At 45.5% G+C, this 15,425-nt stretch carries 18 protein-coding genes; 14 read left to right on the top strand and 4 right to left on the bottom strand.

Features of this window, described 5'->3' with window-relative positions; all coding sequences use genetic code 11:
- The first annotated feature begins 116 nt into the window (after positions 1-116).
- From bioB to bioD, 4 genes are read left to right on the top strand one after another with little or no spacing between them, the layout of a single operon-like run.
- Complete coding sequence (bioB, locus tag RH46_RS19125; protein ID WP_006881174.1) at positions 117-1,169, top strand: biotin synthase BioB; 1,053 nt, start codon at positions 117-119, stop codon at positions 1,167-1,169.
- The gene (gene bioF / locus RH46_RS19130) at positions 1,156-2,301 is read left to right on the top strand and encodes an 8-amino-7-oxononanoate synthase (protein WP_006881175.1); all 1,146 of its coding nucleotides are present in this window, start codon (positions 1,156-1,158) and stop codon (positions 2,299-2,301) included. Before bioB ends, bioF begins: the two co-directional genes overlap by 14 nt.
- A complete protein-coding gene (bioC, locus tag RH46_RS19135) occupies positions 2,301-3,101 on the top strand; it encodes a malonyl-ACP O-methyltransferase BioC (protein WP_006881176.1) in 801 nt (266 codons plus the stop codon). The genes bioF and bioC overlap by 1 nt, the downstream gene beginning before the upstream one ends.
- Entirely contained in the window at positions 3,098-3,781 is a 684-nt protein-coding gene (gene bioD / locus RH46_RS19140; RefSeq protein ID WP_006881177.1) for a dethiobiotin synthase, read from the top strand. Before bioC ends, bioD begins: the two co-directional genes overlap by 4 nt.
- 61 nt (positions 3,782-3,842) lie before the next feature.
- Here the strand turns inward: bioD and RH46_RS22110 are convergent, their stop codons facing one another.
- Positions 3,843-4,010, bottom strand: a complete 168-nt coding sequence (locus RH46_RS22110) for a hypothetical protein (protein ID WP_006881178.1) — start codon at positions 4,008-4,010, stop codon at positions 3,843-3,845.
- 310 nt (positions 4,011-4,320) lie between these two features.
- On the opposite strand from RH46_RS22110, the gene htpX reads away from it, so the two are divergent.
- The 9 genes from htpX (at position 4,321) to RH46_RS19185 (ending at position 11,414) form a co-directional block, all read left to right on the top strand.
- Positions 4,321-5,184, top strand: coding sequence for a protease HtpX (htpX, locus tag RH46_RS19145; protein ID WP_006881179.1), 864 nt, complete (start codon positions 4,321-4,323; stop codon positions 5,182-5,184).
- A 180-nt stretch (positions 5,185-5,364) separates the two neighbouring features.
- Positions 5,365-5,784: a nuclear transport factor 2 family protein gene (locus RH46_RS19150; RefSeq protein WP_006881180.1), complete on the top strand. Its 420-nt coding sequence runs from the start codon at positions 5,365-5,367 to the stop codon at positions 5,782-5,784.
- Positions 5,781-6,509: an SDR family oxidoreductase gene (locus RH46_RS19155; protein ID WP_006881181.1), complete on the top strand. Its 729-nt coding sequence runs from the start codon at positions 5,781-5,783 to the stop codon at positions 6,507-6,509. Before RH46_RS19150 ends, RH46_RS19155 begins: the two co-directional genes overlap by 4 nt.
- A gap of 11 nt (positions 6,510-6,520) precedes the next feature.
- Positions 6,521-7,801, top strand: coding sequence for an NAD(P)/FAD-dependent oxidoreductase (locus RH46_RS19160; protein ID WP_006881182.1), 1,281 nt, complete (start codon positions 6,521-6,523; stop codon positions 7,799-7,801).
- Positions 7,801-8,580, top strand: a complete 780-nt coding sequence (locus tag RH46_RS19165; protein WP_006881183.1) for a DUF1365 domain-containing protein — start codon at positions 7,801-7,803, stop codon at positions 8,578-8,580. Before RH46_RS19160 ends, RH46_RS19165 begins: the two co-directional genes overlap by 1 nt.
- Before the next feature lie 15 nt (positions 8,581-8,595).
- Positions 8,596-9,843 carry an SAM-dependent methyltransferase gene (locus RH46_RS19170; protein ID WP_006881184.1) on the top strand — a complete coding sequence of 416 codons (1,248 nt, stop codon included), beginning with the start codon at positions 8,596-8,598 and terminating at the stop codon, positions 9,841-9,843.
- Positions 9,844-9,860: 17 nt separating this feature from the next.
- Positions 9,861-10,391 (top strand): DUF2878 domain-containing protein, encoded by a 531-nt coding sequence (locus RH46_RS19175; protein WP_006881185.1) that lies wholly within the window; start codon positions 9,861-9,863, stop codon positions 10,389-10,391.
- Positions 10,339-10,887: a chalcone isomerase family protein gene (locus RH46_RS19180; protein ID WP_040896270.1), complete on the top strand. Its 549-nt coding sequence runs from the start codon at positions 10,339-10,341 to the stop codon at positions 10,885-10,887. The genes RH46_RS19175 and RH46_RS19180 overlap by 53 nt, the downstream gene beginning before the upstream one ends.
- The gene (locus RH46_RS19185; RefSeq protein WP_006881187.1) at positions 10,884-11,414 is read left to right on the top strand and encodes a DUF3833 domain-containing protein; all 531 of its coding nucleotides are present in this window, start codon (positions 10,884-10,886) and stop codon (positions 11,412-11,414) included. The genes RH46_RS19180 and RH46_RS19185 overlap by 4 nt, the downstream gene beginning before the upstream one ends.
- Before the next feature lie 149 nt (positions 11,415-11,563).
- On the opposite strand, the gene purB is transcribed toward RH46_RS19185, so the two are convergent.
- The 3 genes from purB to mnmA form a co-directional block, all read right to left on the bottom strand.
- Positions 11,564-12,934 (bottom strand): adenylosuccinate lyase, encoded by a 1,371-nt coding sequence (purB, locus tag RH46_RS19190; RefSeq protein ID WP_006881188.1) that lies wholly within the window; start codon positions 12,932-12,934, stop codon positions 11,564-11,566.
- 145 nt (positions 12,935-13,079) lie between these two features.
- Entirely contained in the window at positions 13,080-13,700 is a 621-nt protein-coding gene (gene hflD / locus RH46_RS19195; protein ID WP_006881189.1) for a high frequency lysogenization protein HflD, read from the bottom strand.
- Between the two features lie 30 nt (positions 13,701-13,730).
- Positions 13,731-14,867: a tRNA 2-thiouridine(34) synthase MnmA gene (gene mnmA / locus RH46_RS19200; RefSeq protein WP_006881190.1), complete on the bottom strand. Its 1,137-nt coding sequence runs from the start codon at positions 14,865-14,867 to the stop codon at positions 13,731-13,733.
- Positions 14,868-15,062: 195 nt separating this feature from the next.
- Here mnmA and RH46_RS19205 point away from each other — a divergent pair, with 195 nt between their 5' ends.
- Entirely contained in the window at positions 15,063-15,332 is a 270-nt protein-coding gene (locus tag RH46_RS19205; RefSeq protein ID WP_006881191.1) for a hypothetical protein, read from the top strand.
- Positions 15,333-15,425: the final 93 nt, after the last annotated feature.

Consider the following 15,425-nt stretch of genomic DNA (forward strand, 5'->3'; position numbering starts at 1 on the left):
TAAAATGATTAAAAAATAACCAAGTGTAAACTTTTGAATTTCCTTAGTGTTGACAGTCTACCTTGTGTCAGTAGACTAGCCAAGTAATCAAACCAACAATAATTAAAGGAAGCCACGTGGAAGTACGTCACAACTGGACAGTTGCTCAAGTAAGAGAGCTTATGGAGAAGCCATTTATGGATCTCTTGTTTGAAGCGCAACTGGTTCATCGTCAACACCAGCAACACAACCATGTGCAGGTCAGCACGTTACTCTCAATTAAGACTGGTGCTTGTCCTGAAGATTGTAAGTACTGCCCACAGAGTGCTCGCTATACCACTGATGTAGAGAAAGAGCGCTTAATGGAAGTCGAGCGCGTTCTGGATGCAGCGCAAAAGGCTAAAAATGCTGGCTCGACACGCTTCTGTATGGGCGCTGCGTGGAAGAATCCGAAAGAGCGTGATATGCCGCACCTGACGGATATGATTAAAGGGGTTAAGGATATGGGTTTAGAAACCTGTATGACCCTTGGTATGCTGACACCAGATCAGGCCAAAGCGCTTGCGGATGCGGGTCTGGATTACTACAACCACAACTTAGACACCTCTCCTGAGTTCTACGGCAACATCATTACTACGCGTACTTATCAGGATCGTTTGGATACGCTCTCTCATGTACGTGATGCGGGTATGAAAATCTGTTCTGGCGGCATTATTGGTATGGGTGAAAACGCCAATGACCGTGCGGGACTGTTGGTTGAACTGGCAAACCTGCCAACTCACCCTGAGAGTGTACCAATCAACATGCTGGTAAAAGTAAAAGGTACGCCACTAGAGAAAGTAGAAGATGTTGAGCCGTTTGACTTTATCCGTCTGATTGCAATTGCACGAATCATGATGCCTAAATCGGCTGTACGTCTGTCTGCTGGCCGCGAAAACATGAATGAACAGATGCAAGCTTTGTGCTTTATGGCTGGTGCGAATTCGGTATTCTACGGTTGTAAACTACTGACAACACCGAACCCTTCTGAAGACAAAGATATGCTTCTGTTCCATAAACTTGGCATCAACAGCCAGCAAGTGTCACAAAAGCCGGATGAAATAGAAGAGAACGATCTTCTCGACCGCGTTGTGGAACGTGTTGCGGCGCGTCCGACTAAAGACGACCTATTCTACGATGCTGGCGTTTAATAGCAGAATTAATCAAGCTCTGGAACAGCGTAAAGCCCAGAGCTTGAGTCGTTCGCTACTCAATATAGAAGATGGTAATCGCACTTTCCTGATTCACGATGGAGACAGCTACCTTAACTTTTCCAGCAACGATTATCTTGGACTGGCGTCGGATAAAGAGTTAACTCAAGCATGGCAAACAGGTTTAGATCGCTTTGGCAATGGCAGTGGAGCCTCTCCGCTAGTTACCGGCCACAGCTCAGCGCATTCAGAGCTTGAAGAAACATTGTGTGACTGGCTTGGATTCGAACGCGCAATCCTGTTCAATTCTGGCTTTTCTGCTAACCAGGCAATGCTTTTCTCTCTGCTTGAAAAAGACGACCTGTTACTTCAAGACAAGTTAAACCATGCCTCTCTTATTGAAGCTGGAATGCTCTCTTCGGCCCGAATGAAGCGATTCAGACACAATGATGTTGAGCATCTTGCTGCTTCTATTCAGGGCAATACCTTAGTTGTTACTGAAGGTGTGTTTAGCATGGATGGCGATTTAGCACCGCTTGGCGAGATTGATTCCGTTGTTACAGGAAAAGCCTGGTTAGCGGTAGACGACGCTCATGGTATTGGCGTTCTGGCGAATGACGGCAGTGGTAGTTGCGCTTACGCAGGTATTCGGCCTGACTTATTAGTAGTCACTTTTGGCAAAGCGTTTGGCTTGTCTGGTGCTGCAATACTCTGTAGTAGTGAAGTGGGCGATTACTTAACACAGTTTGCTCGTCATCATGTCTATTCAACGGCGATGCCGCCTGCCCAAGCAGTGGCGCTCAACACAGCAGCCAAAATGATCCAGCAGCAAACATGGCGTCGCGACAAGTTATTAGAACTGTCGCATCATTATCACGCGCTATTAAGTGGCGAACTGGGTTATTGCGAGACACAAACACCGATTAAGCCATTTATCCTCGGCAGTAGTGATAGGGCGATAGAAGTCGCCAATCAACTGAAAAGTAATGGTTTGTGGGTAACGGCTATTCGACCACCAACAGTGGCTAAAGGCAGTGCTCGATTGCGCATAACATTAACCGCGGGTCATGAAAAAGCTCATCTGACAAAGTTTGCTGAGCAGCTTAAAGCGGCCTTAAAGGGAGTAGAGTAATGGAACAAGCAGTACTAGTTGCTCCTGATAGTACAAATAATAAAGCGGCGATTGCCGATGCATTCAGTCGAGCGGCCAAATCTTATGATCAGCACGCAGAGTTTCAACGCGATGTCGGCTTACGTTTATTAGCCAAAATGCCCGATGACCTGCAAGGAAAAACGGTTCTAGACCTTGGTTGTGGTACCGGTTACTTCTCTCTAGAGCTGATAAAGCGCGGAGCGAAAGTGATCTGTTTTGACCTGTCGCCACAGATGTTAGCTTGCGCAGAGCAGAGATGTGGTCGTGGTGCAACTTATCTTCAAGGAGACGCAGAATCACTACCGTTTGATAATCATAGTATCGACTACGCGTTTTCGAGTTTGGCTCTGCAGTGGTGTGATGACCTTTCGGTTCCATTGAGAGAACTGCGCCGCGTGATCAAACCTCAAGGTGCAATATTTCTGTCTACATTACTCGATGGTTCTCTAATCGAGCTCAAACAGGCATGGAGCAAAATTGATTCATATCAACACGTCAATCAATTCAGTACGGTCAATCAGGTAAAAATTGCGTTAGCGCAATCTGAATGCCATACGCATCTACTAGACTTACCGACCATTACGGTTTGGTACCAGACTGCATTTTCATTGATGCGAGATCTGAAAGGCATTGGTGCAACTCATGTTGGCGGGAGAGCACATGGTTTGACCGGCCGCAGAGCTCTGCAACGTGTCGAGCAAGAGTATCAAACCCATCGAAATCATCTGGGTCTTCTGCCTGCAACATATCAGGTCTGTTTAGGGGTTATTCATCTATGATTGATGCATTTTTTATTGCGGGTACGGATACCGATGTTGGAAAAACAGTTGCTTCTAAAGCAATTTTGAACGCGTTAGCGGAAAAAGATTTAAAAACAATTGGCTATAAGCCTGTAGCGGCAGGCAGTGACAAAACCGAATCAGGTTTTCGTAACTCTGACGCACTCTACTTACAAAAAGCGGCGACTCTGGACGTTGCTTATGACGACGTAAACCCATACGCACTTGAGCTGCCTGCGTCACCACACATCGCTGCGAAACGTGAGAACGTAGAGATAGAGTATGCAGTGTTAAGTGAAAAGCTAACTCAGCATAAGAGTAAAGCGGATATTGTATTAGTTGAAGGTGCCGGAGGCTGGCGCGTGCCAGTGTCGGACACGGAATGCCTTTCTAGCTGGGTTCAGCAAGAAAAACTGCCCGTTGTGCTTGTGGTTGGTATCAAGTTAGGTTGTTTGAGTCATGCCATGTTAACGCTTGATGCGATCAAAGCTGATGGTCTGGACGTTATCGGTTGGGTAGCGAACCGTGTTAACCCGGGTACTGAACACTATGCCGACATCATTGAGATGCTTGAGCAAAAAATCGACGCGCCTAAGATTGGAGAAATCCCATATGTTCCAAGTGTGAAGCGCCAAGGTTTGGCTAAGTATATTGACGTTACACCTCTCATCGAAGGCTAATTTAAAATATCAAAAGGGCTGCCATTGGCAGCCCTTTTAGCATCTGGTGAAGAGCGTTAACTTACAGCTCTTGATTAAGCCCCATCAGCGCACTTTGAGTCTCTGCGATGCGTTTTTGAGTTTGATTGTCCGCGGAGATACCTAACTGCTGCTTTGCCTCATCTTCTGAGATCCCTAAGTGGCAGCACAACAGATCAATAGCCATTTGATAGTCGTTAGTTTCAACCATGATTTTGTCCCTTTGTCCCATGGAGTGGATGTGGATCAGTAGTAAATCTAGCACGTTTGATTGGACTCTCAATACGACCAAAGTCTAATCCCTTGAAACGAGCGAGATGTGAGTGACGGAGTACTTGTCGCTAATTTATTGATTGTACTGAAAATGAGAAAATTACCTGCGCTAGAAATCAAATGTTTCAATTTGCTGCTTAACCTTGATATTAAAAGGGATAGACTATATCTATTAGGTTAAGAACAAGCTGGTAGTCACTCGAATCTGCCAGCACATATAAAAAGCTTCCGTTTTTTGGAGAAAAGTAATGAAGCGAGTAATGTTATTCCTTGTAACCAACTTAGCTGTCCTGCTGGTATTAAGTATTGTCTTAAATATCGTTTACGCAGTCACAGGTATGCAGCCTGGCAGTCTATCAGGGTTATTGGTAATGGCTGCGGTATTTGGCTTTGGCGGTTCGTTTATCTCGTTGATGATGTCAAAGAGTATGGCACTACGTTCAGTTGGTGGCATGGTAATCGAAAGTCCACGTAACGAAACAGAGCACTGGTTGCTTGAAACAGTGCGTCGCCAGTCAGAGCAAGTAGGTATTGGTATGCCAACTGTTGCCATTTATGACTCTGCGGACATCAATGCGTTTGCCACAGGTGCAAAAAGAAATGATTCTTTGGTCGCGGTCTCAACAGGCCTGCTACACAATATGACTCGTGATGAGGCCGAAGCGGTACTTGCCCATGAGGTAAGCCATATTGCTAACGGCGACATGGTAACCATGACTCTGATGCAGGGCGTGGTTAACACCTTTGTTATCTTCCTATCACGTTTTATTGCCAACATTGTTGCGTCAAACGACAACGAGGAAGAAGGTGGCAGTAACATGATGGTTTACTTCGGTGTAAGTATGGTTTTAGAGCTGATTTTCGGTTTCCTGGCAAGCTTCATTACCATGTGGTACAGCCGTCACCGTGAGTTCCATGCAGATGCAGGCGCCGCTCAACTGGTCGGTAAGCAGAAAATGATTGCAGCGTTAGAACGCCTTAAAGTTAGCCATGAATCACAGCTTGAAGGCTCAATGATGGCTTTTGGTATTAACGGCAAACGCTCTTTGTCAGAACTAATGATGACTCACCCTCCATTAGATAAACGTATCGACGCACTGCGCAATTCTTAATCTGTCGCTATAATCATTTGAAAAGGCTTGGTTTATAACCAAGCCTTTTTTTGATCTGTTTGAAAATCTCTACGTACAACTTTCAAAAGTTATACAAAATATGATTTGTACAACTTTACTTCTTAATCTATGTTTTATGTGTTATACAAAATAAATTATTGTATAACTTTGGGGTGATAAATGGATGTTCAGTCTGTAGGCAAAGTATACCAGCAGTTAAACAAGTCGAATCTTCATCTACTGTCCGATGTATATCATCAGGAAGTGGTGTTTGAAGACGCGGCTCATCGTTTGGAAGGTTGGCAAGCACTGGAGCGCTATTTCGAAGTGCTGTACCAAAATGTCACTCGCTGTGATTTCGAGATTCAAGAGCACCAACAGCAAGACGACAGTGGTTTTCTAACCTGGCGGATGGCCCTCGAGCATCCTAAGTTGTCAAAAGGGACGGTCATCTATGTTAACGGTGTCAGCCACATTAAGTTTTCAGAGGGTAGGGTGATCTATCATCGAGACTATTTTGACCTCGGTGAAATGCTTTACGAAAACCTTCCTCTGCTTGGTTCCGTGATTAAAAGCATCAAACAGAGGTTAGGCAAATGAATTGCGTGTTAATTACTGGCGCCACTTCAGGCATCGGTCACCAGTTGGCAAAAGACTATGCAGATAACGGCTGGCACGTGATTGCCTGTGGTCGTAACACTAGCGTTTTAGACCAAATGGTTGAGAGTTCACCGGCAATCTCCTCACTCGTGTTTGACCAAACTGATTTAGAGCAAACAAAGTCTGCGCTCGCACATCTCCCGATGACTCCACAACTTTGGATTTTCAACGCAGGTGACTGCGAATACATTGATGACGGTCAGTTGGATGCCGAACTTATCAAGCGTGTTTTCGACATCAACGTTATTGGATTATCTAACGCGATCCATGCCTGCCAACACAATTTTCGCCGCGGACATCGTGTCGCGATTGTTGGTTCTATCGCAAGTGAAGTTGCATTGCCACGAGCTGAAGCTTATGGCGCTTCGAAAGCGGCAGTGAGTTATCTGGCTCGTACCTTACAATTGGATCTCAAGCCTCAGGGAATCGATGTGTCGATTGTCTATCCAGGATTCGTCAAAACCCCGCTCACTGACAAGAACACGTTTGATATGCCGATGCTGGTATCTACTCAGCATGCCTCACAGGCGATACGTAAGGGTTTATCAAAAGGTAAAGGGCATATCTATTTTCCAACCAAATTTACTTCGATTTTGCGCCTGATTGGTGCGTTGCCGTACCGCTGGCAAAACGCACTGACGACAAAATTGCTCACGCAGGGATAGAGGCAAACATTATGAAAATAGCAATAATTGGCAGTGGTATTTCTGGGTTAACTTGTGGTTACTACTTGCATCGCTCACATGATGTCACCTTGTATGAAGCCAATGATTATATAGGTGGTCACACCGCTACGGTGGATGTTGAACTGGAAGGCAAATCCTACGCCGTAGATACCGGCTTCATCGTATATAACGACAGAACCTATCCGAATTTTATGGCGCTCATGGAAGAAGTGGGCGTGGAGGGGGTAGCCAGCCAAATGAGCTTCAGCGTCAGAAATGATAGTAATGGCCTCGAATACAATGGCCACACTCTGACGACTCTGTTTGCGCAGAAGAGAAACTGGTTTAACCCTAAGTTCTACTCGTTTATTTTTGAGATCCTTCGTTTCAACCGCATGGTAAAAGAGTGCGCCAATGACGAGTTAAGTGACAGTGAAACATTAGGAGACTTTCTTACTGAACATAGCTTCAGTGATTTCTTTTGTGACAACTACATCTTACCAATGGGAGCGGCGATTTGGTCATCTACGCTGGCAGATATGCGCGCTTTCCCATTACAGTTTTTTGCTCGTTTCTTCCTCAATCATGGTCTGCTGGATGTAACGAACAGACCACAGTGGTATGTCATTAAAGGCGGATCAAGAGAATACATTCCAGCTTTAACTCAAGGGTTTGCTGACCGAATTCGCCTCAATAGCCCGGTAGAGTCTGTCACTCGTGATCAGGTGGGTGTCACCGTGCGCTCTAACGGCCAGTCTGAACGTTTTGATCAGGTTATTTTTGCCTGCCACAGCGATCAGGCAAAACAACTACTGGGCGATATCAGCTCTACTGAAGAAGGGATTCTCGCCGATTTAGCTTATCAGGCTAACGAGGTAATTCTACATACAGATGATTCACTGCTACCGAAGCGAAAAGCGGCCTGGGCTTCTTGGAACTACTGGCTTGATGGTAGTCAGCAAGAGCAATCTAGGGCTCCGACACTCACATACAATATGAATATCCTACAGCATATTGAAGCGCCTCAAACGTTTTGCGTCTCTTTGAACAGCAGTGATCAGATTCAACACGACAAAATTCTTAAACGTTTTGTCTACCATCATCCTGTGTTTAATCGTCAGTCGATCACAGCTCAGGGTCGACGTGAAGAGATAAACGGTATGTCTCGCACCTGGTTCTGCGGTGCCTACTGGTACAACGGCTTCCATGAGGACGGGGTACGAAGTGCACTCGATGTTGTGCGCGGAATTAAGTTACTCAATGACAACCTCCACTCACAGGGAGCAGCATAATGAAGGTTAATCAACGCAGTCACTTACTGGTTGGTAATGTTAGGCACCGCCGGTTTACTCCGGTTGAGCATGCGTTGAACTATCATTTGTTTATGCCCTGTCTCGATTTGGATGAGATAGAGGCTTTGCAAAGAAAGGTATGGGGATTTGGTCAGAAATGGTGGCACTGGGCGAGATTTAAACGTGAAGACTACTTAGGTAGTGGGGACTTGAAACAAGCGGTGTTGGATAAAGTACACCAGATGTCCGGTCAAACCATTGAAGGAAGCGTGAAAGCAGTTATCCACCTTAGGTATTTCGGCATCTATTTCAGCCCGGTCAATTTCTATTATATCTACGATCAACAAGGCGAGTGGCGCTACTTGCTTGCAGAGGTGAGTAATACTCCGTGGAATGAGCGTCATTACTACTTACTTGATGCACAGGACGAGTCGACCTGGAAACACAACAAGGCATTTCACGTTTCACCTTTTAACCCGATTGAGCAGCAGTACCAATGGAAGATTAAGCCTCTTAACGAAAAATTGTCGGTGCACTTAGAGTGTCATCGGGAGCGGAAAGAATTTGATGCAACGATGAAAATGTCTAAACATCCCTTCAGCTCAAAAGTACTGCTTAAGCACCTGATCGTTACGCCAGTCATGGCAGTAAAAGTAATGACAGGGATTTACTGGCATGCGCTAAAACTCTGGATTAAAGGCGCCCCGTTTTACTCTCATCCCAAGTACAAGCAAAGCGATGAGAGTTCCGCGACTCAGAGTGCAGAACTAAAAAAATAACAAGGAACTGATGACATGATTAACTCACAGACGCTGACTTTACCTGTTCAGTTGACCTCAGTGCAAAAGACAGCGAGAAACATTGCCTTTACGTGTTTATACAAGCTTCAAGTCGGTTCCCTGACCGTGATTGAATCGTTTGGTGAACAGTCATCTCAGAGAGTGAGAGAGCAGTTTGGTCAGCCAAAGGACGGCCAGCCGAGTGCAATAATTGAAGTCAAAAACCCAGCCTTCTATTCGCGCTTGCTTAAAGGTGGTTCGATTGCCGCCGGAGAAGCTTATATGGACGGCTGGTGGGATAGCCCAGACCTGACTCAATTAATGGAGTTGATGGCACTAAACCTGTCGGCGTTGGATTCAATTGAAAGTCGTTCAAGTCTGCTGTCCAAGCTTGCATATCAGGTCAGCCACTGGTTAAACCGTAACACAGTAACTAACTCAGCGAAGAATATTGAAGCTCACTACGATCTGAGCAACGATCTGTATCAGACCTTCCTGGATGAACGAATGCTCTACTCTTCTGCTGTATTTACAGAGCAAGGCCAGTCACTAGAGCAGGGCCAGATAAACAAAATGGAACGCTTATGCCAGCAGCTTAAACTTAGCTCTAGTGACCATGTGATAGAGATTGGTACAGGCTGGGGCTCAATGGCTATTTACATGGCAGAGACATATGGTTGCCACGTAACTACGACGACTATCTCTGAGCAACAGTTTCAATACGCCAAGCAAGCAATAGAGCAGCGAGGCCTTAGCGAAAAGATTACCTTACTCAAGCAGGACTATCGATTGCTCGAAGGCGAGTATGACAAGCTTGTCTCAATAGAAATGATCGAAGCTGTTGGTAAGCAGTTTCTGACATCTTACATTCAAAAGTGTCAATCGTTGCTAAAATCCGGTGGTTTGATGGCGATCCAGGCGATCACCATCGCAGATCAACGTTACGATTACTACAGTAATAACGTTGATTTCATCCAGAAGTACATCTTCCCGGGTGGGTTTCTGCCCTCTATCACTGCGTTGACTCAAGCGACGACCAAACACAGTGATTTGGTTCTGCGGGATCTGTTCGATATTGGTCAGGATTACGCCCAGACACTCAAACTATGGTATTTACGCTTTAACAACGGGCAGGAAAAGGTTAGTCAACTGGGATTCGATGAGCGTTTTATCAGAATGTGGAATTACTATTTCTGCTACTGCGAAGGTGGTTTCCGTGCCAAATCGATTAGCACAGTTCACATGACCTTCCAGCGTCCTTAATTATTGAAGAGAGCCGGATGATGAAACGATTACTTATTATCTCGAGTTGGTTTCAGATAATCTGGTTCCTTGCCGTTGTTGGACAATATTCATGGCAGTGGCTGACACTGGCTTTAGCTGTCATGACTTTTGTCGCCACTGCTTTTGCAACCAAAGTGCCATGGTTCAAAGTACTGCTGATTTTCGCAATAGGTGTCAGTGTAGATTGGTTAAATATGTCACTAGGCGTACTTCAATTTGAACACGGATCGTTTCCTGTCTGGCTTTTCTCCTTGTGGCTGATTTTTATCTGGTATAGCTATTTTTTGTATCCGTTACTGAGCCAATACCCAATTTCGCTCGTATCTATGGTAGGTGGAGTTGGTGGCGCGCTCAGCTATATCGCAGGAGAGAAACTTGGTGCGGTGACCTTTGGGTTACCCCTTATTACTACCTGCGGCATTTTGCTGATTGAGTGGACCATTCTAATCGCATTGATTATTAGGGTATATGGATATGAAACTCATCATGGTAATAATAAGTTGCCTACTAGTGACAGGGAATGTTAATGCATCTGAGGCAGCCGCAAAAAGTGACCAAGAGTGGCGTTCCTGGTCGAGGGTGGGGCAGGCACAGCTCACCATGTTCTTTTTTGATATTTACTACTCTCAGTTGCTTACACCTAGTGGCTCTTATCAACTCGAATCAGATATAACGCCACACCCCCTGGCACTTTCCATCACTTATCAGCGTGATATTTCTCAACAGCAGCTGGTGGATGCGACTTTGGAACAGTGGCAGAAACTCGGTTATCAATCGGCCGAGACAGAGCAATGGGTCACTCACATAGAGAATATCTTCCCCAATATTAAGCAGGGGAACAACCTTACCTATGTCACTGACGGTAAGCAGGGTCAGTTCTATTTCTCAGAGCCTCAGTTAAATCACAAACTCATTGGTGTCATCGAAGACGAAACCCTCAATGATGCGTTTCTGGCGATATGGTTATCACCGCAAACCGAATATCCTCGCTTGAGAGAGAGCCTGATCGGGAGCAAACAATGATAAAACGTCTCAAGTTATTACTACTTTCAGCTTTTTCCGTGCTGCTATTTGGTTGCGCTACCGATATCGAGGATTACCAAGGTACCGAACCTCAGTTTGATCTGTTTGAATACTTTCAGGGTAAGTCAATGGCATGGGGAATGGTGCAAGACTATACCAACAGGCAGACCCGACGGTTTGAAGTGGAAATTGTTGGCAGTGTAGAAGGGAACGTGCTTACTCTGGTTGAAGATTTTGTGTTTGATGATGGTGAAACGTCACAACGGATATGGACGATAGAACGACTCGGTAGCGGGCAGTATCAAGGCAGTGCCGACGATATTATAGGTGTCGCAACGGGTCGAGAAGTTGGAAACGCACTGCAATGGCAATACGACTTTGAACTCCAGATGGATGATTCAACGATTGTGGTTGCCTTTGATGACTGGCTCTACCGTCAGGATGACAAACACGTTTTCAATCTTACTAAGATCAAGAAGTTTGGTATCGAGGTAGGGCGGATTACTTTGTTCTTTCAGAAGCTTTAGATAGAACGCTTTGCTCCGAGAAGCGAGACCGGACTTCGTCCTTCGAGAAAACTGGATTTGTCCCTAAAGAGAGATAATAATCCAGCTCTCCAAAACAAAAAAGGGTTGACGCCTTAACGCCAACCCTCACACTATTCGACTCTCGACTCTTACAGCTTATCCGTCAGCTCAATCGCCTGACCGATGTAGTTAGCTGGCGTCATCTCTTTCAGACGTGCTTTCTCGTGCTCTGGAAGCTCAAGACCGTCGATGAAGTTACGCATAGCTTCGCCGTCTACGCGCTTACCACGAGTTAGCTCTTTTAGCTTCTCGTATGGCTTCTCGATACCGTAACGACGCATAACTGTTTGTACAGGCTCTGCCAGAACTTCCCAGTTTTGGTCTAATTCTGCTAGCAGTGCTTCACGGTTAACTTCTAGCTTACTGATACCTTTTAGAGTAGAAGTGTAAGCGATGATAGCGTAGCCAACACCAACGCCCAGGTTACGCAGTACTGTTGAGTCAGTAAGGTCACGCTGCCAGCGAGAGATAGGCAGTTTCTGTGCCAGGTGACCGAATACTGCGTTAGCCAGACCCAGGTTGCCTTCAGAGTTTTCAAAGTCAATTGGGTTAACTTTGTGTGGCATTGTTGAAGAACCGATTTCACCAGCAACTGTTTTTTGCTTGAAGTGACCCAGAGCAATGTAACCCCAAACGTCACGATCGAAGTCAATTAAGATAGTGTTGAAACGTGCAACAGCATCGAATAGCTCAGCGATGTAATCGTGTGGTTCGATCTGAGTTGTGTAAGGGTTCCAGGTAACACCAAGAGATTCAGTGATGAACTCTTCAGAGAATTTGTGCCAGTCCAGCTCAGGGTAAGCAGATAGGTGTGCGTTGTAGTTACCAACTGCACCGTTGATCTTCGCTAGGATTTCTACGTTAGCGATCTGCTTGTATTGACGCTCCATACGGTACGCAACGTTAGCCATCTCTTTACCCATTGTAGATGGAGAAGCTGGCTGACCGTGAGTACGAGACAGTAGTGGAATGTCACGGTACTCAACTGCTAGTGCTTTAAGCGCGTCGATGATGTTTTTAATTTCAGGAAGAATGACTTCATCACGAGCTTCTTTAAGCATTAGAGCGTGCGAAGTGTTGTTGATATCTTCTGAAGTACATGCAAAGTGGATGAACTCGTTAACTGCGTGCAGCTCAGGTACGTCGGCTACTTTCTCTTTAAGGAAGTATTCAACCGCTTTAACATCGTGGTTTGTCGTACGCTCGATCTCTTTGATGCGTGCAGCGTCTTCCTCAGAGAAGTTTGCAGCAAGGTCATCTAGGAACTGGTTTGCTTCTGCACTGAATGCAGGTACTTCTGTGATTGCATCTGTAGCTGCAAGCTTTTGTAACCAGCGAATTTCAACGATAGAGCGGTACTTTAGTAGACCAAACTCACTAAAGATGCTGCGAAGTGCAATAGTTTTACTTCCGTAACGACCGTCTACTGGTGAAACAGCAGTCAATGCTGACAGTTCCATGATGTTCTCCTGAATTGAGTTTCGAAATTTTGTGAGCTTTATACCAGCATCTCAGTCATTTGTCACGAACATTGCGCAAACGTTTGCGTGAGGTTTGTTTTGGTATAAAGAAACAGCTCGCGCAAGGGCGCGAGCTGGAATTAAATTATGCCATTCTGGCGAGTAAGATTTGCGCTTGCTCGACCATCTTTTTACGTCCGAAGATAAGGTGACGGCGTTTACCACCTACCTGACGCCACAGTACCGCGCTACGAATACCTGATAGTAGCAGAGCACGGACTTTATGCTGGTTTGAAGTCTGTTGTAGAACTGATGGAGTACCCGTTACCTGAATACGTGGCCCTACAGGGCTGATAACGTCTAGGTAGACGCTAGCAAGGTTACTCAGCATTTGTTCGTCAAGAAGTTCGAAGTGGTCTAGCTGACGTTCAAGCATTTGAATGCGGTCACCTAGCTGAGACATAGCATCATTGCGTGATTGCAGTTTACGTTCCAGAGCCATCAGGCTGATGATGTAACGGGTAATCTCACTGCCAGCAGGCGTGCTATCGATACCCTTAACCAGACATTCGAGGCCTAACTTCAAATCGACTTCGCGGCCATAAACACCAACCGTATTACTTGGGTTAGTGTTTAGGATCGCTTTTAAAGAAGTTTCAAACGCGTCAGAGTCACAGTGACCGTTTTTAGCGACTTGTTGAACCAAGGCCACTGCTTGGCAAATTCCAGCAAATGCAATAGTGCGGTCGTAAAGTGTGTTAGCCACGTAATTCTACTCCATATAGTTACGATTAAATTAAATACGCTCTTCGATGATACCGCCACCAAGGCAGACTTCATCTTTATAGAAAACAGCAGATTGTCCAGGCGTAACAGCGACTTGCGGTTCGTCAAAGATCACTTTGATGTTCTCATCATCAATAGGGATGATAGTACATGGGATATCTGTTTGACGGTAGCGAGTTTTTACAGTGCATTGTAACGGTTCTTTAATCGCCGCTCGATCAACCCAGTGAAGTTGGGAGGCAATCAGCCCCTGAGACTTAAGCATTGGGTGATCTTTACCCTGTACTGCAATCAGTACATTGCGCTTAAGGTCTTTGTCACCAACGAACCATGGGTCTTCGTTACCGCCACCGCCTTTTTGACCACCAATGTGAAGGCCTTTACGTTGGCCAAGGGTGTGGTACATAAGACCATTGTGTTTACCGATCACTTTACCTTCAGGTGTTTCGATATCACCAGGTTGAGCCGGCAGGTAACGTCCTAAGAAGTCAGTAAATTTGCGTTCGCCGATAAAACAGATACCAGTAGAATCTTTTTTCTTCGCGGTGATCAGATCTTGTTCTTCTGCGATACGACGTACTTCTGGTTTCTCCAGCTCACCAACAGGGAACAGACTACGCGCCACCTGATCACTGCTCAGAGTGTACAGGAAGTAACTTTGGTCTTTGTTTCCGTCAAGGCCACGCAGCATTTTTGGTTTCTCACCAGCCGCCAGTTCTTCAGCGGTTGGGAATGTACGGCGAACATAGTGACCCATCGCAATGTAGTCTGCGTCGAGTACTTCGTCAGCGAACTCTAAGAATGCTTTGAATTTGATCTCTTTGTTGCACAGAATATCAGGGTTAGGCGTACGGCCAGCTTTGTATTCAGCCAGGAAGTACTCAAATACGTTATCCCAGTACTCTGCAGCAAAGTTAATGGTATGTAGATGGATGCCTAGCTTGTCACATACCGCTTGTGCATCTGCAAGGTCTTCCGCTGCTGTACAGTACTCTTCATTATCATCTTCTTCCCAGTTCTTCATGAACAGGCCTTCAACCTGGTAGCCCTGCTGCTTGAGAAGGTAAGCCGAAACGGATGAATCAACGCCACCGGACATGCCAACGATGACTTTCTTTTGACTGTTATCAGTACAGTTGTCAGACATTACTAAACACCACTTAAATTAACTGGAGGCAGATTTTATCAGAAAGCACAGCAAGGGGACAGATCCGAGATCGAACTCACACTTCGATTTTGACCAAATAACCCGCATTCGCTGAATCAAATCTACGAATAATTGAGTATAGAAACCCTATATGTGGCATAGTTGCGGAAATTCAAGAGATACAGAGCAATTGAAATGAGCGAACAGAACCAAATCATTGAAGAACAACAGTTGATTGAAGTGATTGAGAACCAACTTGAAGATGGCAATCCAATCAAAGCAAAAGAGACCCTGATGCGTCTTATGATGACAGGTACGCCTCGCGAAGAAGCGATCGCAATGATGGCATGTGCAGTGGCGATCGAAATCTTCGACGTAATGAAAAATGACAGTGAGTTTGATCTCAAGCGCTATTCTGAAAACTTAGACCGTCTACCTGATCTGAGCTTTATGGAAGGCGAGTAATCCCAGCGGCTTGTTGCAGTCAGATTTCAGAATTCCGGTCTGGCTGCGTTGGCATGCGTAATATGCTTTCAGCACCTGCAAAGTTATAAAATT

Source organism: Vibrio brasiliensis LMG 20546, assembly GCF_000189255.1.
Taxonomy (GTDB): domain Bacteria; phylum Pseudomonadota; class Gammaproteobacteria; order Enterobacterales; family Vibrionaceae; genus Vibrio; species Vibrio brasiliensis.